Consider the following 20905-nt stretch of genomic DNA (forward strand, 5'->3'; position numbering starts at 1 on the left):
CCCCCGCACATGCCGCCGTCGAGGGACCGTCCGGGATCGACACCGCCATGGCCGCGTCCGTGGGCGCGGAGATCAAGTCGCTGTCCGCGCTGAAGGTCGTCCAGCTCGGTCCGGACGGGCATGCCAGGCTCGACATTCCCTATTCGCCGTTCAAGGCGCAGATCGTCGACGTCGATATCGTGCTGGTGTTCGCCGACGGCAGCCGCATCGTCATTCCGGGCATGGCGCTGACGTCCTTTTCGGGCCAGGCGGTCGCGATCGACTTCCTCGACAAGAGCTTCACCGCCACCGACCTGATCGGCACGGTCGGCGAGATCAAGGAACAGAGCCAGCTGTTCAAGCTGAACCTGTCGTCCGAAGATGCGGACACGCCGAAGAAGGAAGCGCCCGACGACAAGGCAAAGTCGCCCGAGGTCCAGCCGCAGGACGCCACGCAGGCGCAGGAAGCCGAGCAGAAGCAGGAGAACGAGCGGCACACGTCCGACGAGCAGGGCAAGCGGCTGACCGAGAAGCTCAGCGATACGCTGGCGTCCTCCGCGCCGCCGCCCAGCGCGGCCCCGGTGCCCAGCTCGCCCACCCCGTCAGATGGCAAGAACAACGGATCGGGTTCGGGCATCGGGCTGGGCAAGCTGGTGCCCACGCTGAGTTTCGAGCTTTTCAACAAGGAAGGCGTCCACACCGCCACCGAGGGCAAGGTCAACGTCGTCACCGGATCGACCGGCGGCACCGGATCGTCGACCAGCGTCAATTACACCGCGCAGTCCGCGCGCGAGACGATCACCGGCACCGGCAGCGCCGACCGTATCTACGCCGACAGCCCGGCGCAGGCGCCGTCGGGTACGTCGCTGCGCACGCTGCACGTCAGCGCGATGGTGCCGGCCAAGGGGCTGTCGCTGCTCCAGGTGCTCGTCCCTTCGCTGCCTGAAGGCTATGCGGTCGAGAATGCGAAGCTGACCGACAAGGGCTGGGTCATCACGGCCGAGCAGGGCAATATCAAGGTCGTCACCAGCTACACCGACGCCAATGGCGTCGTCGTCACCTATCCGCCCGGCGAGACGCATTTCAGCTTCGACATCCAGCTGACCTATGCGCTGCCCGACGCGGGGAAGACTCCGGCGGCGAACGGCTTCCAGTCGGAATTCTTCCTGCCCGTCGACCTGGGGCTGTCGACGGACGGCACCAATTACACCTATGCGGTCGAGGTATCGTCGCGCTTCGGCATCAAGGTCGTCACCGGCGATGCCGACATGAAGGCGACCGACCCGGTCACGGGCGCGCCGATCTACGTGCTGTTTTCCAACCCGCCGGGTAACGTCATCGACGCGGGCGATGGCGACGACGTGGTGATCGCGGGCGCCGGTGCCGACCAGATCGAGGGCGGCGGCGGGACCGACACGGTCAGCTATGAGATGTCCAACGTCGCGGTCACGGCGGACCTGAAGGCGGGCACCGGCAAGGGCGGCTATGCCGAGGGTGATACCTATGCCCATGTCGAGAACCTGACCGGATCGGCGTTCGACGACACGCTGACCGGCGCCGACGGCGACAATGTCATCGACGGCGGCGCGGGCGCTGACACGATCGACGGCGGGGCGGGGACCGACACAATATCCTATGCCGCCGCCTTCGCGAACGAGAAGGGCACGCCGAAGGACCCGCTGGCGGGGGTGGAGATCCACCTGGACGGCACCGCGTCGCACGGCGGCGCTGCCGAGGGCGACCGGCTGACCAGCATCGAACATGTCATCGGTTCGGACCGCAACGATGCGCTGTACGGCGCCGCGGCGGCGGAAATGCTGGAAGGCGGCAAGGGCGACGACCTGCTGGTCGGCGGTGGCGGCGCGGACGCGCTGAAGGGCGGCGAGGGGACCGACACCGCCAGCTATGCGACATCGGCCGCGGCCGTCACCGCCTATCTGGACGGGACCGCCGGCAGCGGCGGCGACGCGCAGGGCGATACGCTGTCGGGGATCGAGAATCTGGTCGGGTCGGCGTTCGACGACACCCTGGTGGGCGACGATCGGGACAATGTGCTGACCGGCGGGGCCGGGGCCGACAGGATCGACGGCGGCGCGGGCATCGACAGCGCGACCTTCGCCGCCAGCAAGGTGGGGGTGACCGTCTATCTCGACGGGCGCGCGGGCGCGGGCGGGGATGCCGAGGGCGATACCTATGTCCGGGTCGAGCGGTTGACCGGATCGGCGTTCGGCGACCGGCTGGTCGGCGATGCAGGCGCGAACGTGCTGACGGGCGGCGCGGGCGACGACGTGCTGGAGGGCGCAGGCGGCGCCGACGTGCTGGACGGCGGCGAGGGCTTCGACATCGCCAGCTATGCCGGCGCGGGCGCGGGGGTGCGCGCGGCGCTGGACGGATCGGCGATGACCGGCGACGCGGCGGGCGACACGCTGACCGCGATCGAGGGGCTGGAAGGCTCCGCCTTCGACGACATGCTTATCGGCGGTGAGGGCGACAACCGGCTGAGCGGCGGGGCGGGCGACGACATGCTGGTCGGCGGCGGCGGCACGGACCGGCTGGACGGCGGCGACGGCGTCGACGTGGCCGATTACTCGGGGTCGCGCGCGGCGGTGACCGTCCGGCTGGACGGCACGGCGGGCAGCGGCGGCGATGCGCAGGGCGACATGCTGACCCGTGTCGAGAACCTGACCGGATCGGCGTTCGACGACACGCTGTCGGGCGATGCCGCTGCGAACGTGCTGAGCGGCGGGGCGGGCGACGACACGCTGGTCGGCGGCGGCGGGGCGGACGTGCTGGACGGCGGGCGCGGGCGCGACATCGCGGATTATAGCGCGTCGGCCGCGGGCGTCGTCGTCGGGCTGGACGGGCAGACCGGGCGCGGCGGCGATGCCGAGGGCGACCGGCTGGCCGGTATCGAGGAACTGCGCGGCTCGTCCTTTGCCGACGTGCTGACCGGCAGCAGTGGCGACGACACGCTGCGCGGCGGCGCGGGCGACGACCTGCTGGTCGGCGGGCTGGGGGCGGACACGCTGGACGGCGGCGCGGGGTTCGACACCGCCGATTATTCGGACGCGACCGCCGGTATCCAGGTCTATCTGGACGGACGCGAATCGACCGGCAACGCCGCGGGCGATCACCTGATCGCGATCGAGCGGGTGCTGGGCGGCAGCTTCGATGACCTGCTGGTCGGCGATGCCGGCGACAATGTGCTGGCCGGCGGGGCCGGCGACGACGTGCTGGCGGGCGGCGGCGGTGCGGACACGCTGGACGGCGGCGCGGGCCGCGACATGGCGGATTACGGCGCCTCCGCGGCCGGGGTGACGGTCGACCTGTCGACCGGCATGGGCAGCGGCGGCGATGCCGTGGGCGACCGGTTGACCGGGATCGAGGATCTGCGCGGGTCGGCGTTCGACGACGTGCTGACCGGTGACGCGCTCGACAACCGGCTGGCGGGCGGCGCCGGCGCCGATACGCTGGTCGGCGGCGCGGGCAACGACACTGCGGATTACGCGACCTCCGCCAGCGGCGTCACGGTGGCGCTGGACGGCACCGTTGGGCGCGGTGGCGACGCGCAGGGCGATACGCTGACCGGGATCGAAACGCTGGTCGGTTCGGCGTTCGACGACGTGCTGGGCGGCGATGCGGGCGCGAACACGCTGTCGGGTGGCGCGGGCGACGACCGTCTGTCGGGCGGCGGCGGGGCCGACCGGCTGATCGGCGGCGCGGGCATCGACATTGCCGATTATGCCGGTTCGGGCGCGGGGGTCGATATCGGGCTGGACGGCGGCGCCAATCGCGGCGGCGATGCCGAAGGCGATGTATATGACGGGATCGAGGGGCTGTCGGGATCGGCCTTTGCCGACCGGCTGCGCGGCTCCGACGGGGCCGATGTGCTGTCCGGGCAGGGCGGCGACGATCGCATCCAGGGGTCGCTGGGCGCCGACCGGATCGATGGGGGCACCGGGTTCGACACCGTCGATTATTCGGCCTCGACCGTGGCGGTCGGCGTCGACCTGACGACCGGCGTGGGCGCCGGCGGGCTGGCGGGCGGCGATACGTTGTCGTCGATCGAGGAAGTGATCGCTACCGCGTTCGACGACCAGCTGCGCGGATCGGGCGCGGACGAGCTGCTGTCCGGCGGCGCGGGCGACGACCAGCTGGCGGGGTTGGGCGGTGCCGATACGCTGGACGGCGGCGCGGGCTATGACACCGTCAGCTATGCCGAATCGGGCGCCGGCGTGCGGATCGCGATGGACGGCAGCGTCGGCAGCGGCGGCGATGCGGAGGGCGACCGCCTGATCGCGATCGAGCGCGTCGTCGGTTCGGCGTTCGACGACGCGATCACGGGGACCGCCGCGGGCGACACGATCCTGGGCGGCGCCGGCGCGGACGTGCTGTCGGGCCAGGACGGCGACGACGTGCTGGAGGGCGGCAGCGGCGACGACCGGTTGCTGGGCGGCGCGGGCGTCGACACGCTGCGCGGCGGCGAGGGCAACGACACGCTGGCCGGCGGGGCCGACGCGGACGTGCTGGTCGGCGGCAGCGGGCTGGACACCGCCGACTATTCGGCATCGGCGGGCGCGGTGCGCATCGACCTGAACGATGGCGTCGGCCATGGCGGCGACGCCGAGGGTGACGCCTTGTCGGGGATCGAGAACCTGACCGGATCGGCGGGGAACGACCGGCTGACCGGCGACGGCAACGCCAACGTCCTCACCGGCGGGGCGGGCGACGATTACCTGACCGGCGGTGCGGGCGCCGACACGCTGGCGGGCGGCGCCGGCGTCGACACCGCCGATTATTCGACGTCCCGATCGGGCGTGTCGGTCGACCTGGCGACCGGCTTCGCGCAGTTCGGCGATGCCGAAGGCGACCGGCTGTCGGACATCGAGAATGTCGTCGGCTCGGCCTATGGCGACCAGCTGCGCGCCGGGGCGACCGGCAGCATCCTGACCGGCGGCGCGGGCGACGACATGCTGATCGCCGGGCGCGGCGCCGACGTGATCGCGGGCGGCACCGGCATCGACACCGCCAGCTTCGCCGGTTCCGCGGCGGGGGTGACCGTCAACCTGGCGACCGGGCTTGCCGATGGCGGCGACGCGACCGGCGATGTGCTGATCGCAGTGGAGAACCTCAGCGGTTCGTCGTTCGACGACGTGCTGACCGGCACCGGGGCGGGCAGCACGATCGACGGCGGCGCGGGCGACGACCGGCTGGCCGGCGGCGCCGGCGACGACACGCTGATCGGCGGCGCCGACGACGACACGCTGGACGGCGGCGCGGGGGCGGACACCCTGCAGGGCGGGTCCGGGTTCGACACCGCCGACTATCACCGCTCGACCGTGGCGGTGGACGTCGATCTGGTGACCGGCGTCGGCCGGGGCGGCGATGCCGAGGGGGACCGGCTGACCGGGATCGAGGCGGTGACCGGCAGCGCGCTGGGCGACACGCTGACCGGCAATGCGGGCGCCAACGCGCTGGACGGCGGTGCGGGCGACGACATGCTGGCGGGCGGCGCCGGCGCGGATACCCTGCGCGGCGGCGACGGGTTCGACACCGCCGACTACCGCGCATCGGGCGCGGCGGTGGTCGTCAACCTGACCACCGGGGCGAATGCGGGCGGCGACGCGCTGGGCGATATCCTGGACGGGATCGAGCAGGTGCTCGGCTCCGCGTTCGACGACGTGCTGACCGGTGCCGCGGGTCGGGAGACGCTGCGCGGCGGGCAGGGCAACGATACGCTGGCCGGCGGCGTGGGGGCCGACGTACTGGACGGCGGCGACGGCACCGACACCGCGGACTATTCCGCGTCGCTGGACGCGGTGCAGGTCGACCTGTCCGTCGGCCTTGCGCATTTCGGCGATGCCGAGGGCGATACGCTGGTCGATATCGAGAACGTGACCGGTTCGGCCGAGGACGACATCCTGATCGGCGACGGCGGCGGCAACGTCCTGATCGGCGGTGCGGGCGACGACCAGCTCGTTGGTGCGGCAGGCGACGACACGCTGCGCGGCGGGTCGGGCGACGACGTCCTGAACGGCGGCGCGGGCGCGGACATCATCCAGGGCGGCGACGGTTTCGACACCGCCGACTATTCCGGTTCGCGGGGCGGCGTGACCGTCAACCTGACCAGCCAGCGTGGCACCGGCGGCGATGCCGACGGCGACATGCTGACGGGGATCGAGGCAGTGACCGGCAGCGCGTACGACGACGTGCTGACCGGCACGGCGGGCATCAACACGCTGACCGGCGGCGCGGGCGACGACGTGATCCTGGGCGGCGCCGGCGCCGACGTGCTGGACGGCGGGGCAGGCAACGACACGCTGGACTATGCGACGTCCGCAGCCGCGGTCACCGTCAATCTGGCGACCGGGCTGGCGCAGGGTGGCGACGCGCAGGGCGACCTGATCGCCCGGTTCGAAAACCTGATGGGGTCCGACTTCGACGACGTGCTGACCGGCGATGCCGGTGCCAACCGGCTGCGTGGCGGGGCGGGCGACGACCGGCTGGCCGGCGGCGCCGGGGCCGACGTGCTGGACGGCGGCGCGGGCAGCGATACCGCGGACTATGCGGCGTCAGGCGCGGCGGTGACGATCGACCTGGCGGCGGGTACCGCAGCCGGCGGCGATGCGACTGGCGATACATTGGTGTCGATCGAGAACGCGATCGGTTCGGCACATGACGATATCATCAAGGCCGCCGCTGCCGGTTCGGTGATCGCGGGCGGGGCGGGCGACGACGCCATCACCGCCGGTGCCGGTGCGGATACGCTCGACGGCGGGCAGGGTGAGGATCGCGTCGACTATTCGGCGTCGTCCGCCGGGGTCACCGTCAATCTGGCGACCGGCATCGGCGCGGCCGGCGATGCCGCGGGCGACCGCTATACCGCGATCGAGGACGTCACCGGCAGCGCCTTCGCCGACCGGCTGACCGGCGATGCCGGGGTCAACCGGCTGAGCGGCGGCGCGGGCGACGACGTGATCGCCGGCGGCGGCGGCGCGGACGAGATCGACGGCGGCAGCGGGTTCGACACGCTGGACTATGGCGCGTCGGTACAGGGCGTGACGATCGACTTCGCCAGCGGCACCGGGCAGGGCGGCGACGCGCAGGGCGACAGCTTCACCGGGATCGAGGCGGTGATCGGCAGCGGTTCGGCCGACCGCTTCGTCGGCGATGCGCACACGCATGTCATTCGCGCGCAGGGCGGCGACGACATGCTGGTGGCGGGCGCGGGCGCGGAGACGTTCGACGGCGGATCGGGCAGCGACACGGTCGATTATTCGGCGTCGACCGCCGGGGTGACGATCGACCTGGCCAGCGGCGCGGCCGGTGGCGGGTTCGCGCAGGGCGACGTGCTGACCGCGGTCGAAGGGGTGATCGGCAGCGCGTTCGACGACGTGCTGACCGGATCGGCCAGCGCCAATGCGATCGCCGGCGGCGCGGGCAATGACGTCATCCGTGGCGGCGCGGGCGCGGACGCGCTGGACGGCGGCGCGGGGATCGACCTGCTCGACTATTCCGCCTCGTCCAGCGGGGTGACCGTCAACCTGACGACGGGCGTCGCGGCGGGCGGCGATGCGGCGGGCGACCAGATCAGCGGGTTCGAGGATATCCTGGGTTCCGCGCAGGCGGACAATCTGACCGGTGACGGCGGCGCGAACCGGCTGACCGGCGGGGCGGGCGGCGACGTGCTGGCCGGGCTGGGCGGCGCGGACGTGCTGGACGGCGGCGCGGGCGACGATACCGCCGATTATTCGGCATCCGGGGCGGGCGTGACGGTCGACCTGGCGGCCGGTACCGGCGCGGGCGGCGATGCGGCCGGCGACACGCTGATCTCGATCGAGAAGGTGATCGGCTCCGCGTTCGCCGACCGGCTGGGCGGCAGCGCTGGCGCCGACACGCTGGTGGCGGGCGCGGGCGACGACATGCTGCTCGGCAGCCTGGGGGCGGACAGCCTGGTCGGCGGCGACGGCGTCGACACGGTCGACTATTCGGCGTCCACGGCCGGCGTCCGCGTCGATCTGGGCAGCGGCACCGGCGTCGGCGGGTTGGCCGATGGCGACACGCTGCGCGAGATCGAGAATGCGATCGGCACCGCCGGCGACGACGTGCTGGTCGGCAACGGCGGCGCCAACACGCTGACCGGCGGCGCGGGCGCGGACATGCTGGACGGCGGCGCGGGTGCCGACACGCTGGACGGCGGCCTGGGCGACGACGTGCTGCGCGGCGGTTCGGGGGCTGACGTGCTGCGCGGCGGCGCCGGGTTCGACACGATCGACTATGCGACGTCGGGCGCGGGCGTCACCATCGACCTGCAGGCCGGCACCGCGATCGGCGGTGATGCGACCGGCGACGTCATCTCCGACATCGAGCGTGCCGTCGGCTCGGCCTATGACGACCTGTTGCAGGCCGCGGCGGCCGGATCGACGCTGGAAGGCAATGCGGGCGCGGACACGCTGCGCGGCAACGTCGGCAACGACGTGCTGCGCGGCGGCGATGGCGACGACGTCATGGTCGGCAATGCCGGCGCGGACGAACTGGACGGCGGCAGCGGCGTCGATACCGCCGACTATTCCGCATCGGTACAGGGCGTGACGGTCGATCTGGCGCTGGGCACCGGCATCGGCGGCGATGCCGACGGCGATATCCTGCGCGGGATCGAGCGGGTGATCGGTTCGGCCGGCAACGATACGCTGACGGGTGACGCGGCGGTCAACGCGCTGCTGGCCGGGGCCGGCGACGATATGCTGACCGGCGGCGCGGGGGCCGACGTGCTGGACGGCGGCGCGGGCAGCGACACCGCCAGCTACGCCGGATCGGCCGCGGGCGTCACGGTCAGCCTGGCGGCCGGCACCGGCACGGGCGGCGATGCGCAGGGCGACACGCTGACCCGGATCGAACATCTGGTCGGATCGGCCCTCGCCGATACGCTGACGGGCGATGCGGGGGGCAACCGGCTGACCGGCGGGGCGGGCGACGACGTCCTCGCCGGGCTGGGCGGGGCGGACGTGCTGGACGGCGGCACCGGCAGCGACACGGTCGATTATTCCGCGTCGACCGGTGGCGTCACGATCGACCTGGCGACCGGCACGGCGGCCGGCGGCGATGCGCAGGGCGATACGCTGATCTCGATCGAGAACGCGATCGGTACCGCCTTTGCCGATGTGATCCAGGCCACCATGGCGGGCAGCACGATGCTGGGCGGCGGTGGCGACGACCGCCTGATCGCGGGCGACGGTGCGGACGTGCTGGACGGCGGCACCGGTGCCGACGTTGCGGATTATTCCGGGTCGACCACGCGGGTGACCGTCAATCTGGCCACCGGCGCCAACAGCGGCGGCTATGCGCAGGGCGACGTGCTGCGTTCGATCGAACAGGTCGTCGGTTCCGATTTCGATGACGCGCTGACCGGCGATGCCGGCGCCAACGTGCTGACCGCCGGTGCGGGCGACGACGTGCTGGAGGGCGGCGCGGGCGCCGACCGGCTGGACGGCGGCGCGGGCACCGACACTGCCAGCTACGCTGGTGCGACCGGCGCGGTCACGGTCAGCCTGGCGACCGGGACCGGCACGGCAGGGGACGCGACCGGCGACGTGCTGGTCGATATCGAGAATTTGGCCGGTTCGGCCTACGCCGACCGGCTGACCGGCAATGCGGGCGTCAACGTCGTAAGCGGCGGCGCGGGCGACGACGTGCTGGCCGGTCTGGGCGGCGCGGACGTGCTGGACGGCGGCACCGGCAGCAACACCGCCGATTATTCGGCGTCGGCGGCGGCGGTGCAGGTCAACCTGAGCACCGGGGCGCTTTCCGCCAGCCAGATCGCCGGCGGCACGATCCAGGCCGGTACCGGGCTGGGCGGCGACGCGCAGGGCGACACGCTGGCCAATATCCAGAACCTGATCGGTTCGGCGTACGCCGACTATCTGATCGCCGGCACCGGGGGGCGGATCACCGCAGGTGCGGGCGCGGACATCGTCGTGGCCGGCGCGGGTGCCGATGCGATCGACGGCGGCGCCGATACCGATGTGATCAACTACGCGCGATCGACCGCGGGCGTGACGGTGAATCTGACGCTCGGCACCGGCACCGGCGGTTTCGCGCAGGGCGATACGCTGGTGTCGATCGAGGGTATCTATGGGTCGAACTTCGCCGACGTCCTGACCGGGACGGCCGGGGTCAACAACATCCAGGGCGCGAACGGCGACGACATCATCGAAGGGCTTGGCGGCGCTGACACGCTGGCGGGGGGCAGCGGGTTCGACACGGTGAGCTATGCCGGTTCGGGCAGCGGCGTCACTGTCGACCTCAACCTGACCACGGCGCAGGTATCGAGCGGCGATGCGTCGGGCGACGTGCTGAGCGGGTTCGAGAAGGTCACCGGATCGGCCTATGCCGACCGGCTGGTCGCGGCGGCTGCGGGCAGCACGCTGGCCGGCGGTGCGGGCAATGACGTGCTGGTCGCCGGTGCGGGGGCCGACACGATCGACGGCGGGCTGGACAACGACACGGTCGATTATGCCGCGTCGACCGCCGGCGTCGTCGTCAACTTGGGCACCGGCGCCGTATCGGGCGGCTATGCACAGGGCGACCGCGTGAGCGCCGTCGAGAATGCGATCGGTTCCGCCTATGCCGATCAGCTGACCGGGGACAGCGGCGCGAACGTGCTGACCGGCGGCGCGGGCGACGATGCGCTGGACGGCGGCGCGGGCGCCGACACGCTGGACGGCGGCGACGGCATCGACACCGCGGACTATTCGGCCTCCACCGGCGCGGTCGCGGTCAACCTGACGACCGGGGTCGGTGCGGGCGGCCATGCCGATGGCGACATGCTGATCGCGATCGAGAACCTGACGGGCAGCGCCGGGAACGACGTGCTGACCGGCAGCGCGGCGGCCAACGTCCTGCGCGGCGGGGCGGGCGACGACGTGTTGGCCGGGCTGGCCGGGGCGGACACGATCGACGGCGGTTCGGGCAACAACACCGCGGATTACGGCGCATCCGCTTCCGCCGTCTATGTCGACCTGGCGTCCTTCGCGATCGCGACGCCGGCGGGGTCGGTCACCAGCGCGATGGCGCGCGGCGGCGATGCCGAGGGTGACGTGCTGACCAACATCCAGAACGTCATCGGTTCCGCCCATGACGACATTCTGGCGGCGTCCGCCGCGGGCGGGAAACTGTCCGGCGGTGCGGGCGACGACAATCTCGTCGCCAATGCCGGGGGCGATCAGTTCGACGGCGGCGCGGGTTCCGGCGACGTCGTCAACTACGTCATGAGCAATGCGGCCGTGACCGTGAACCTGGGCACCGGGCTGGGTTCGGGCGGTTTCGCGCAGGGCGACAGCTATGTCGGGGTGGAGGGCGTATACGGATCGAATTCCGGCGACACGCTGACCGGCGACGGCGGAGCGAACCTCATCAAGGGCAATGGCGGCAACGACGTCATCGAGGGCGGGGGCGGCGCCGACCGGCTGCAGGGCGGCGACGGCGTCGACACGATATCCTACGCCGGTTCGAACGCGGGCGTGACGGTCGACCTGACGCTGGCGACGGCGCAGCTGTCCGCCGGCGATGCGGCGGGCGACATCCTGTCGGAGTTCGAGAATATCCTGGGATCGGGGCTCAACGACCGGCTGACCGGCGATGCGAACGCCAATATGCTGTCGGGCGGGGCGGGCAACGACGTGCTGCAGGGCGGCGGCGGGGCCGATACGCTGGATGGCGGCGCGGGCGCGGACACCGCCAGCTATGCCGCGTCGACCGCGGCGGTGACGGTCGACCTGCGCATGACGACCGCGCAGGTTTCCACCGGCGACGCGTCGGGCGACGTGCTGACCGCGATCGAGAATCTGACCGGTTCGGCGTTCGGCGACGTGCTGACCGGCGATGCGGGCGACAACATGCTGGCCGGCGGCGACGGAGACGATCTGCTGGCCGGGCTGGACGGCGCGGACACGATCGACGGCGGCGCGGGCGTCGACGTCGTCAGCTACGCCGGGTCGCAGGCCGGGGTCACGGTCAACCTGACCACCAACGTCAACACCGGCGGCGATGCCGAGGGCGACCTATTGTCCAATATCGAGCAGGTCACCGGTTCGTCGTTCAACGATGTGCTGACCGGCGATGCCGGCGCCAATACGCTGCTGGGCGACGATGGCGACGACGTGCTGGCGGGTATGGCGGGCGCGGACGTGATCGACGGGGGTGCGGGCAACAATACCGCGGACTATTCCGCATCCGGCGCGGCGGTGTACGTCAACATCAACGCATCGTGGAACGGCACGGCGTCGTCGGGCAATAACGTCACCTTCACCGTCAACCCGAACACCGGCGTCGGCGGCGATGCCGAAGGCGACACGCTGACCAATATCCAGAACGTCATCGGATCGGCGTTCAACGACTATTTCTATGCCAACGACACCGGCGGGAAGCTGGATGCCGGCGCCGGCGACGATTATCTGGTCGCGGGCAGCGGCGCGGACAATCTGGTCGGCGGCGCGGGCAGCGATACCGTTTCCTACGGCCGTTCGAACGCGGCGGTGACGGTCAACCTGGCGACGGGCGCGGCGTCCGGCGGCTTTGCCGCGGGCGACGTTCTGACCGGGATCGAGAACGTCAACGGATCGAACCTCAACGACACGCTGACCGGCGATGCCAACGCCAACACCATCAAGGGGAACGACGGCAACGACACGATCGACGGCGGGATGGGCAATGACACGCTCGACGGCGGCAACGGCACCGATACGCTGAGCTACATCACCGCCGCCGCGGGCGTGCGCACGGTCGTCAACTACTACACCTGGGTGTCGGGCGTCCTGACCTATACCGCGGTCAACACGGTGGGCGCGGGAACCGACATCACCTCCGGCTTCGAGAATGTCGTCGGTTCCAATTTCAGCGACATCCTGAAGGGATGGCAGTCGCTGACGGCGTTCTTCGCGGGATCCGGCAACGACCAGCTGATCGGCAATTCCAACGCCGGGACGATGCACGGCGGAGCGGGCGTCGATACGCTGAACTATGGCGAAACCAACACCTGGGGCGGCATCACCGTCGATCTGGCGATCAACGGCAATGTCGCGACCAAGGCATGGGGCGGGTTCGCGGGTGCGGATCTGATCCAGAATATCGAGAATGTCGTCGGCAGCAACGCCCACGATTATATCGCGGGCGACAGCGGGGCGAATGCGCTGGACGGCGGACGCGGCAACGACATGCTGCTGGGCGCCGCGGGCAATGACGTGCTGTACGGCGGTATCGGCGACGACACGCTGATCGGCGGCGCCGGTGCCGACGCGCTGATCGGCGGGATGGGCGTGGATACGGCCAGCTGGGCGGGATCGGGCGCCGCGGTCAACGCGAACCTGGCGACCGGCATCGCCTATGGCGGGGATGCCGGGACGCAGGGCGCCGCGGGCGTCTATACCAACGCCAGCCTGGTCGCGGGGTGGAGCTTTTCCGAAGGCAATGGCACGGCTTCCACCTCGATCAGCGGGTCGCAGCGCGTCACGCTGAGCAACGTGGGCTGGGTGGCGGACGCGCACGGCGGCCAGGCGCTGGACTTCGCGGGCAACAACAGCAGCGTCGCGACGATCGGTTCGCTGACGTTCGGCGAAAGCTTCACCGTCGCCGCCAAGGTCAATTTCGATCGCGCGGCGGGCGCGAACGAAGGCATCTTCCGGTTCGGCATCAACGGCGCGGCCAGCAGCGCGGGCCAGATCTTCGTTTCCCGGACGAACGCCGGCGGCCTCTATTTCGAGATCCGCGACGGGACGACGGCAACCGCCTTCGGCACCGCGACGGCCGGCGGGCTGACCGCGGCCGGAACGTGGTACGACGTCGCGGTCACGTATCAGGCCGGCCGGATGATGATCTATCTCAACGGCGAGCTGGTGGCCTCCACCGACCATAACGTCACGCTGAGCAGCAGCACGTACAGCACGAACTATCTGGGCCGCGATTGGGACGCCAGCCGCGCGCTGGACGGGAAGATCGACGATTTCGCGGTGTTCAGCACCGCGCTGACCCAGGCCGAGATCCAGCAGCTGGCGACCCAGACCAAAGGGCTGGAAGGGGCGGGCCTGGTGACCGATACGCTGGCGGGCATCGAGAATCTGGCCGGCACCGATTATGCCGATACGCTGACCGGCGACGGCGGCGCCAACACGCTGGACGGCGGGCTGGGCAACGACACGCTGTCCGGCGGTGCGGGCGACGACGTGCTGATCGGCGGCGCGGGGGCCGACCGGCTGGACGGCGGCGCGGGCAGCGACGTGGTGTCCTATGCGCTGTCGGCGGCGGCGGTGACGGTCAATCTGGCCACCTCCACCGTCAGCGGCGGGGATGCGCAGGGCGATACGCTGATCGGGATCGAGGGCGTCATCGGCTCGATCGGCAACGATATGCTGACGGGCGATGCGGGCGACAACGTCCTGACCGGCGGGCTGGGCAACGACACGGTGGCGGGCGGCGACGGCAACGACGCCATCTACGGCGACGCGAGCGCCGCGATCGATCTGCGCAATCTCGTCACCTATGGCACCGCCGCCAACCTGCTGGTGAACGGGTCGTTCGAGGCCTATGCCGGGATCGCGCGGAACGGCAACGCATGGATCGCCACCGGCAGCGGCACGGCCGGGTGGCAGACGGCCGACGGCCGTATCCAGATCTTCAACAGCCAGGTCATCGCCGATGGCGCGGCGACGAACCAGTCGCTGAAGATGGGAAGCAGCGGCACCGCCGATGTGTGGCAGAACGTGACGACGGTCGCGGGCGAGACCTATGTCCTGAAGTTCGATCTGGGAAGCTGGACCGCCACCGATACCGGTCCGGTGCAGGTCCTGTTCAACGGGACCGTGATCGACACGATCAATACCGGCGGCACGTCCAACAGCTGGTCCAGCTATGCCTATACCGTCACCGGAACCGGCGGCAGCGACAAGATCGAATTCATGCACAACGGCGGCGGCGTGTCGCTGGACAAGGTCGTGTTCGCCGCCGCGGGCGGCAACGACACGCTGTCGGGGGGCGCCGGCGACGACACGATCAGCGGCGGGTTCGGCAACGACGCGATCGACGGCGGCGACGGCAACGATCTTATCAGCGGTGACGGCAACGCCTTTGCCGCGGTGGCGACGGACACGTTCGAAACCGGCGCGTCCGGGTGGCGCGTGCCGGGCGGTGCGCCGGTCGCCACGTCCCAGCTGCTCACCGGCGCGATGGTGCTGGGGCCGGTGGGCGGTTCGGGCAGCAATGCCAGTTTCGTGCAGCAGGTCGTCAAGAGCTATGATCTGGAGGATAGCTCGGCGGCGACGACGACGGTCAGCTTCGACGTCTACCTGCTGGATTCGTTCGACGCGAACGAAGGCGTCAACGTCTACGTCAACGGCGCGGTGGCCCTTTCGATCATCTCGCAGCGGGGTTTCGGCAGTTCGTCACTTTCCGACATCGCGATAACGCCGCAGGGGGGCGCGACCTACACTGCCGCGCTGGCGGCAGGCAATTATTCGAGCGCCTGGTCGGGCAACGACCTCAAGCTGACGGTCACGCTGACATTGCCGACGCCGTCCAACGGGACGCTGACGCTCGGCTTCGGTTCGAACATGAACGAAGCGGCCAGTAACGAAAGCTATGCCATCGACAACGTCAACGTCCCCGGTCGCCCGACGGATACCGTCCTCACAGGGGGCGACGACGTCATCCGCGGCGGCGCGGGGGACGACCAGATCGACGGCGGGATCGGCACCGACACGGCGATCTTCGGCGGGGATCGCAGCGGCTATTCGGTCAGCTACGCCACCGGTTCGCGCACCTTTACGCTCGATGGCGGGGACGGGCACGATACCGTCCGCAATGTCGAGAAATTCCAGTTCGCCGACGGCACGCTGACCGCGGCGCGCCTGCTGACGGGCATGTCGATCAGCCAGTCCGGCAGCATCGCGGAAAACAGCGCCGGCGGCACCGTCGCGGCGACGCTGGCGCTGGCGGATGGCGGGGCGGCGACCTATGCCATCACCGGGGGCGCGAACGCATCGCTGTTCACGATCTCCGGCAACCAAATCCTGCTCGCGAACGGGGCGGCGCTGGATTACGAGGCGGGTGCGACGCGCACGGTGCAGGTCACCGCGACGGCGACGGACGGCTCGACGCATATCCAGACGATCACCGTCAACGTCACCAACGTCAACGAAGCGCCGACGATCACCTCCGCGGCGTCGCCGACCCGCGGCGAGAACGGCACCGCGATCGGCACGCTGACCGCGACCGATCCCGACGCGGGCACCACGCTGACGTGGTCGATCGCGGGCGGCGCGGATGCGGCGAAGTTCACGATCGGCGCGGGCGGCGCGCTGTCGTTCGCGGCCGCGCCCGATTATGAACATCCCGCCGATGCCGGCGGCGACAACGTCTACAACGTCACCGTGCAGGTATCGGACGGCACCAACGTCACGACGCAGAACCTGGCCGTCGCGGTGACCAACGTCAACGAAGCGCCGACGCTGGCGCTGACCGGCGTCGGCACGGTCAACGAAAACGCGATCGCCGCGACCGTCGCCACCTTCACGGCGGGCGATCCCGATGCGGGCGATACGCTGACCTATACGCTGGGCGGGGCGGATGCGAACCTGTTCGTCGTCGACGGTACGACCGTGCGGCTGCGCGACGGCGTCGGCCTGGACTATGAACAGGCCGCGACGCGCGACCTCACGCTGACCGTCACCGATGCGCAGGGCCTGTCGCAGACGCGCGCGCTCACCGTCAACGTCGGCAACGTCAACGAAGCGCCGGCCTTCACCTCGCCAGCGACGGTGTCGGTGGCGGAAAACGGCGTCGCCGTGGTCACCGCCCGCGCGGCCGATCCGGATGCCGGCGCGACCGTCACCTATTCGATTTCCGGCACCGATGCGGCGCTGTTCACCATCGACAGCGCGACGGGCGTGCTGCGCTTCGCCGCGGCGCCGAATTTCGAGGCGCCGGGCGATAATGGCGCCGACAACGTCTACAATCTGGTCGTCAGCGCCAGCGACGGGACGAACACCGTCAACCAGGCGATGGCGGTGACGCTGACGAACGTCAACGAAGCGCCGGTGCTGACCGTCGCGGCATCCTATACGCTGGCGGAGAACGGCACCGCGGTCGCCACCGCCACCGCGAGCGACGTGGATGGTGGCACGACGCTGACCTATTCGCTGTCGGGTGCGGATGCGGCGCTGTTCACCATCGACAGTGCGACAGGCGCGATCGCGTTCCGCACTGCGCCCGATTATGACGCGCCCGCCGATCAGGGGCAGAACAACGTCTACGACCTCACCGTCTCGGTCAGCGATGGGGCGATCACCACGTCGCGCACGACCGCCGTGACGGTGACCAACGTCAACGAGGCACCGGTGTTCACCTCCCCCGCGGCGGTTTCGGTGGCGGAGAACGCCGCCGCCGTGGTCACCGTGCGCGCCAGCGATCAGGACGCGGGGACGACGCTGACCTATTCGATTTCGGGCACGGATGCGTCGCTGTTCACCATCGACAGCGCGACCGGCGCGCTGCGCTTCGCCGCCGCACCGAACTTCGAGGCACCCGGCGATGACGACGCGGACAACGTCTACAATCTGGTCGTCAGCGCCAACGACGGGACGAACACCGTCAACCAGGCGATGGCGGTGACCATTGCCAACGTCAACGAGGCGCCGGTGCTGGCGCTGTCGGGCGTCGGCACGGTCATGGAAAATGCCGCCGCCGCCACGGTCGCGACCTTCACCGCGAGCGATGTCGATGCCGGCGATACGCTGACCTATACGCTGGGCGGGGCCGATGCGGCGCTGTTCGTGGTCGACGGCAACAGCGTGCGGCTGAAGAACGGGGTCAGCCTGGACTATGAAGCGGCGCAGACCCGGTCGCTGACGCTGACCGCGACCGATTCGCATGGCGCATCGCAGACGCAGGCACTGACGATCAACGTCGGCAACGTGAACGAAGCGCCGACGATCACGACCGGTGCGGCGCTGTCGCGCTCGGAGAACGGGACGGCGGTGGCCACCCTGTCGGCAAGCGATCCGGATGCGGGGACGACGCTGACCTGGTCGATCAGCGGCGGTGCCGATGCCGCGAAGTTCGCGGTCGATCCGGCCACCGGCGTCCTCACCTTCGTCGCCGGCCCCGATTATGAGGCGCCGGCTGATGCCGACGGCAACAACGCCTATCAGGTGACGGTCACCGTCAGCGACGGGACCAACAGCGTCGACAAGGCGCTGACCGTGACGGTGACCAACGTCAACGAGGCGGCGGTGTTCACCTCCGCCACGACCGCGACGGTGGTGGAAGGAACTACGGCGGTGCTGACCGCCGCGGCGACCGATCCCGAAGGGCAGACGCTGCAATACGGTCTGTCGGGCACCGATGCGGCGCTGTTCACGATCGACAGCGCGACCGGCGCGCTGCGCTTCGTCACCGCGCCCAGCTACGACAATCCGGCCGATCAGGGGCATGACAATCGCTACAATGTCGTCGTCACGGCCAGCGACGGCGCGAACACCACGCAGCAGGCGGTGACGGTCGACGTCGCGCGCGACCAGCGACCGCCCGCGATCACCTCCCCCGCGACGGCCACGATCAACGAGAACACCACTGCGGTGATGACCGCGACGGCCAGCGATCCGAACAGCGGCGATACGGTCAGCTGGTCGATCGCGGGCGGTGCGGATGCGGCGCGCTTCACGATCGACGCGGCCACTGGCGCGCTGGCGTTCGTGGCCGCCCCCGACCGCGAGGCACCTGCCGACGCGGGCGCGAACAACATCTATGACGTGGTCCTGCGCGCCACCGATCAGACCGGGCGGTCGTCGGACAAGGCGGTGGCGGTGACCGTCGCCGACGTCAACGAGGCGGCGGCCTTCCAGGGCGGCAGCGCGCTGAGCGTCGCGGAAAACAGCCTGGCGGTGGCCACCATCTCCGCACTGGACCCAGAACGGGCGGCGGTGACCTATTCGATCACCGGCGGGGCGGATGCGAACCGCTTCACGATCGACGGCAATACCGGCGCGCTCTCGCTGGTGACGGCGCAGGATTACGAGACGGTCGGCGCGGGCAATTTCCAGGTGACGATCGGCGCGTCGGACGGCACGCAGACCGCGACCCGCACCTTCACCGTCACCGTCACCAACGTGAACGAGGCGCCGGTGCTGGCGCCGACCGCCAGCGTCGCGATCGACGAAAACCAGACCGCGGTCACGACGATCGCCGCGACCGATCCGGATGCCGGACAGACGCTGGTCTATGCCATCGCTGGCGGTGCGGACGGCGGGCGCTTCACGATCGACGCGGCCACCGGGCAACTGGCGTTCCGTTCCGCCCCCGATTACGAATCGGGGCAGACCAGCTACCAGGTGCAGGTGCTGGCATCGGACGGATCGCTGGCGACGACGCAGACGGTAACCGTCACCGTTCGCAACGTCGACGAGGCGCCGCGCATCACCGCGCCGTCGGCCGTGACCGTGGCGGAAAACGGCACCACCGTGATGACCGTCGCCGCCAGCGATCCGGAAGGGGCCGCGCTGACCTATTCGATCACCGGCGGCGCGGATGCGAACCGCTTCACGATCTCGGCGGCGGGCGTCCTGTCGTTCGCCAGTGCGCCCGACTACGAAACCGGCAATCGCGACAACCAGGTGCAGGTGAGCGTCTCCGACGGCACCAACACCAGCGTGCAGATGATCCAGGTGACGGTCAGCGACGTCAACGAGGCGCCGGTCGTCACCACATCCGCTTTCTCGGTCAACGAAAACGCGACCGCGGTCGGCACGGTGCAGGCCCGCGACCCGGAGGGCGCGGCGCTGGTCTATGCCATCGCGGGCGGCGCCGATGCGTCGCTGTTCAACATCGATTCGGCGACCGGGGCGCTCACGTTCCGCACGGCGCCGGATTTCGAGACGCCGGGCGATGCCGGGCGCGACAATGTCTACAACCTCAACGTGATGGTATCCGACGGGACGCTGGTGACGATGCAGGCCACGACCGTCAGCGTGATGGACGTGGTGGGCGAGGTGCTGACCGGCACCAGCGGCGCGGACCGGCTGGTCGGCGGCGCGGGGGCCGACACGCTGTCGGGCATGGCCGGCGACGACATGCTGATCGGCGGCGCGGGCGCCGATACGCTGCGCGGCGGCGACGGGATCGACACGGTCGATTATTCCGGGTCGTCCGCCGCCGTGACCGTCCATTTGGACGGATCGGCCAACACCGGCGGCGATGCGCAGGGCGACACGATCGACGGCGTCGAGCAGGTGATCGGTTCGGCCCATGCCGATTCGATCTTCGGCGATGCGCTGGCCAATGCGCTGAGCGGCGGGGCCGGGAACGACGATCTGCACGGCGGCGGCGGCAACGACTGGCTGATGGGCGGGCTGGGCGCGGATACGCTGGACGGCGGGGCGGGCGACGATACCGCCAGCTACGCCGATGCGACGGCGGGCATATCGCTCAACCTGTCGGCCGCCAACGGATCGGGCACCGGCGGCGAGGCGAACGGCGATACGCTGACCGGGATCGAACATGTGCTGGGCAGCGCGTTCGACGACCAGATCCTGCTCAACCTCAACACCGGGATCAGCTTCGACGGGCTGGGCGGGCGCGACACGGTGACGCTGACCGACATCGGCCGCGCGATCACCGCGGGCGACCTGTCGAGGCTGAGCCATGTGGAGGAGATTTCGTTCACCGGCAACAACGTCCAGGCGAACATGACGATCGACGCCGATTTCATCCGCAACATGGCCGGGCAGGGCAACGATTCCTACCTGACCATCACCAAGGATGCGAACGACACGATCAACATCGCCGCCGGCGCGGAGGTGGTCCACAACGGCAATACCTGGGAATTCTACAGCGATTCCAGCCACACGGTGAAGATCGCGACGCTCGCGATGACCGGCTGATC

The 20905-nt window shown here is 70.4% G+C and carries 1 protein-coding gene; it reads left to right on the forward strand.

Annotation, left to right across the window (positions count from 1 at the left end):
• Positions 1-47 precede the first annotated feature (47 nt).
• Positions 48-20903 carry a cadherin domain-containing protein gene (locus tag COA07_RS18275; RefSeq protein WP_096640935.1) on the forward strand — a complete coding sequence of 6952 codons (20856 nt, stop codon included), beginning with the start codon at positions 48-50 and terminating at the stop codon, positions 20901-20903.
• Positions 20904-20905: the final 2 nt, after the last annotated feature.

This window comes from Sphingomonas adhaesiva, assembly GCF_002374855.1.
In the GTDB taxonomy this organism is placed as follows: Bacteria; Pseudomonadota; Alphaproteobacteria; order Sphingomonadales; family Sphingomonadaceae; genus Sphingomonas; species Sphingomonas adhaesiva.

Excerpts from the sequence above, each read along its gene's own strand:
- COA07_RS18275 (WP_096640935.1), top strand. The coding sequence starts at position 48 with ATGGCCGCGTCCGTGGGCGCGGAGATCAAGTCGCTGTCCGCGCTGAAG.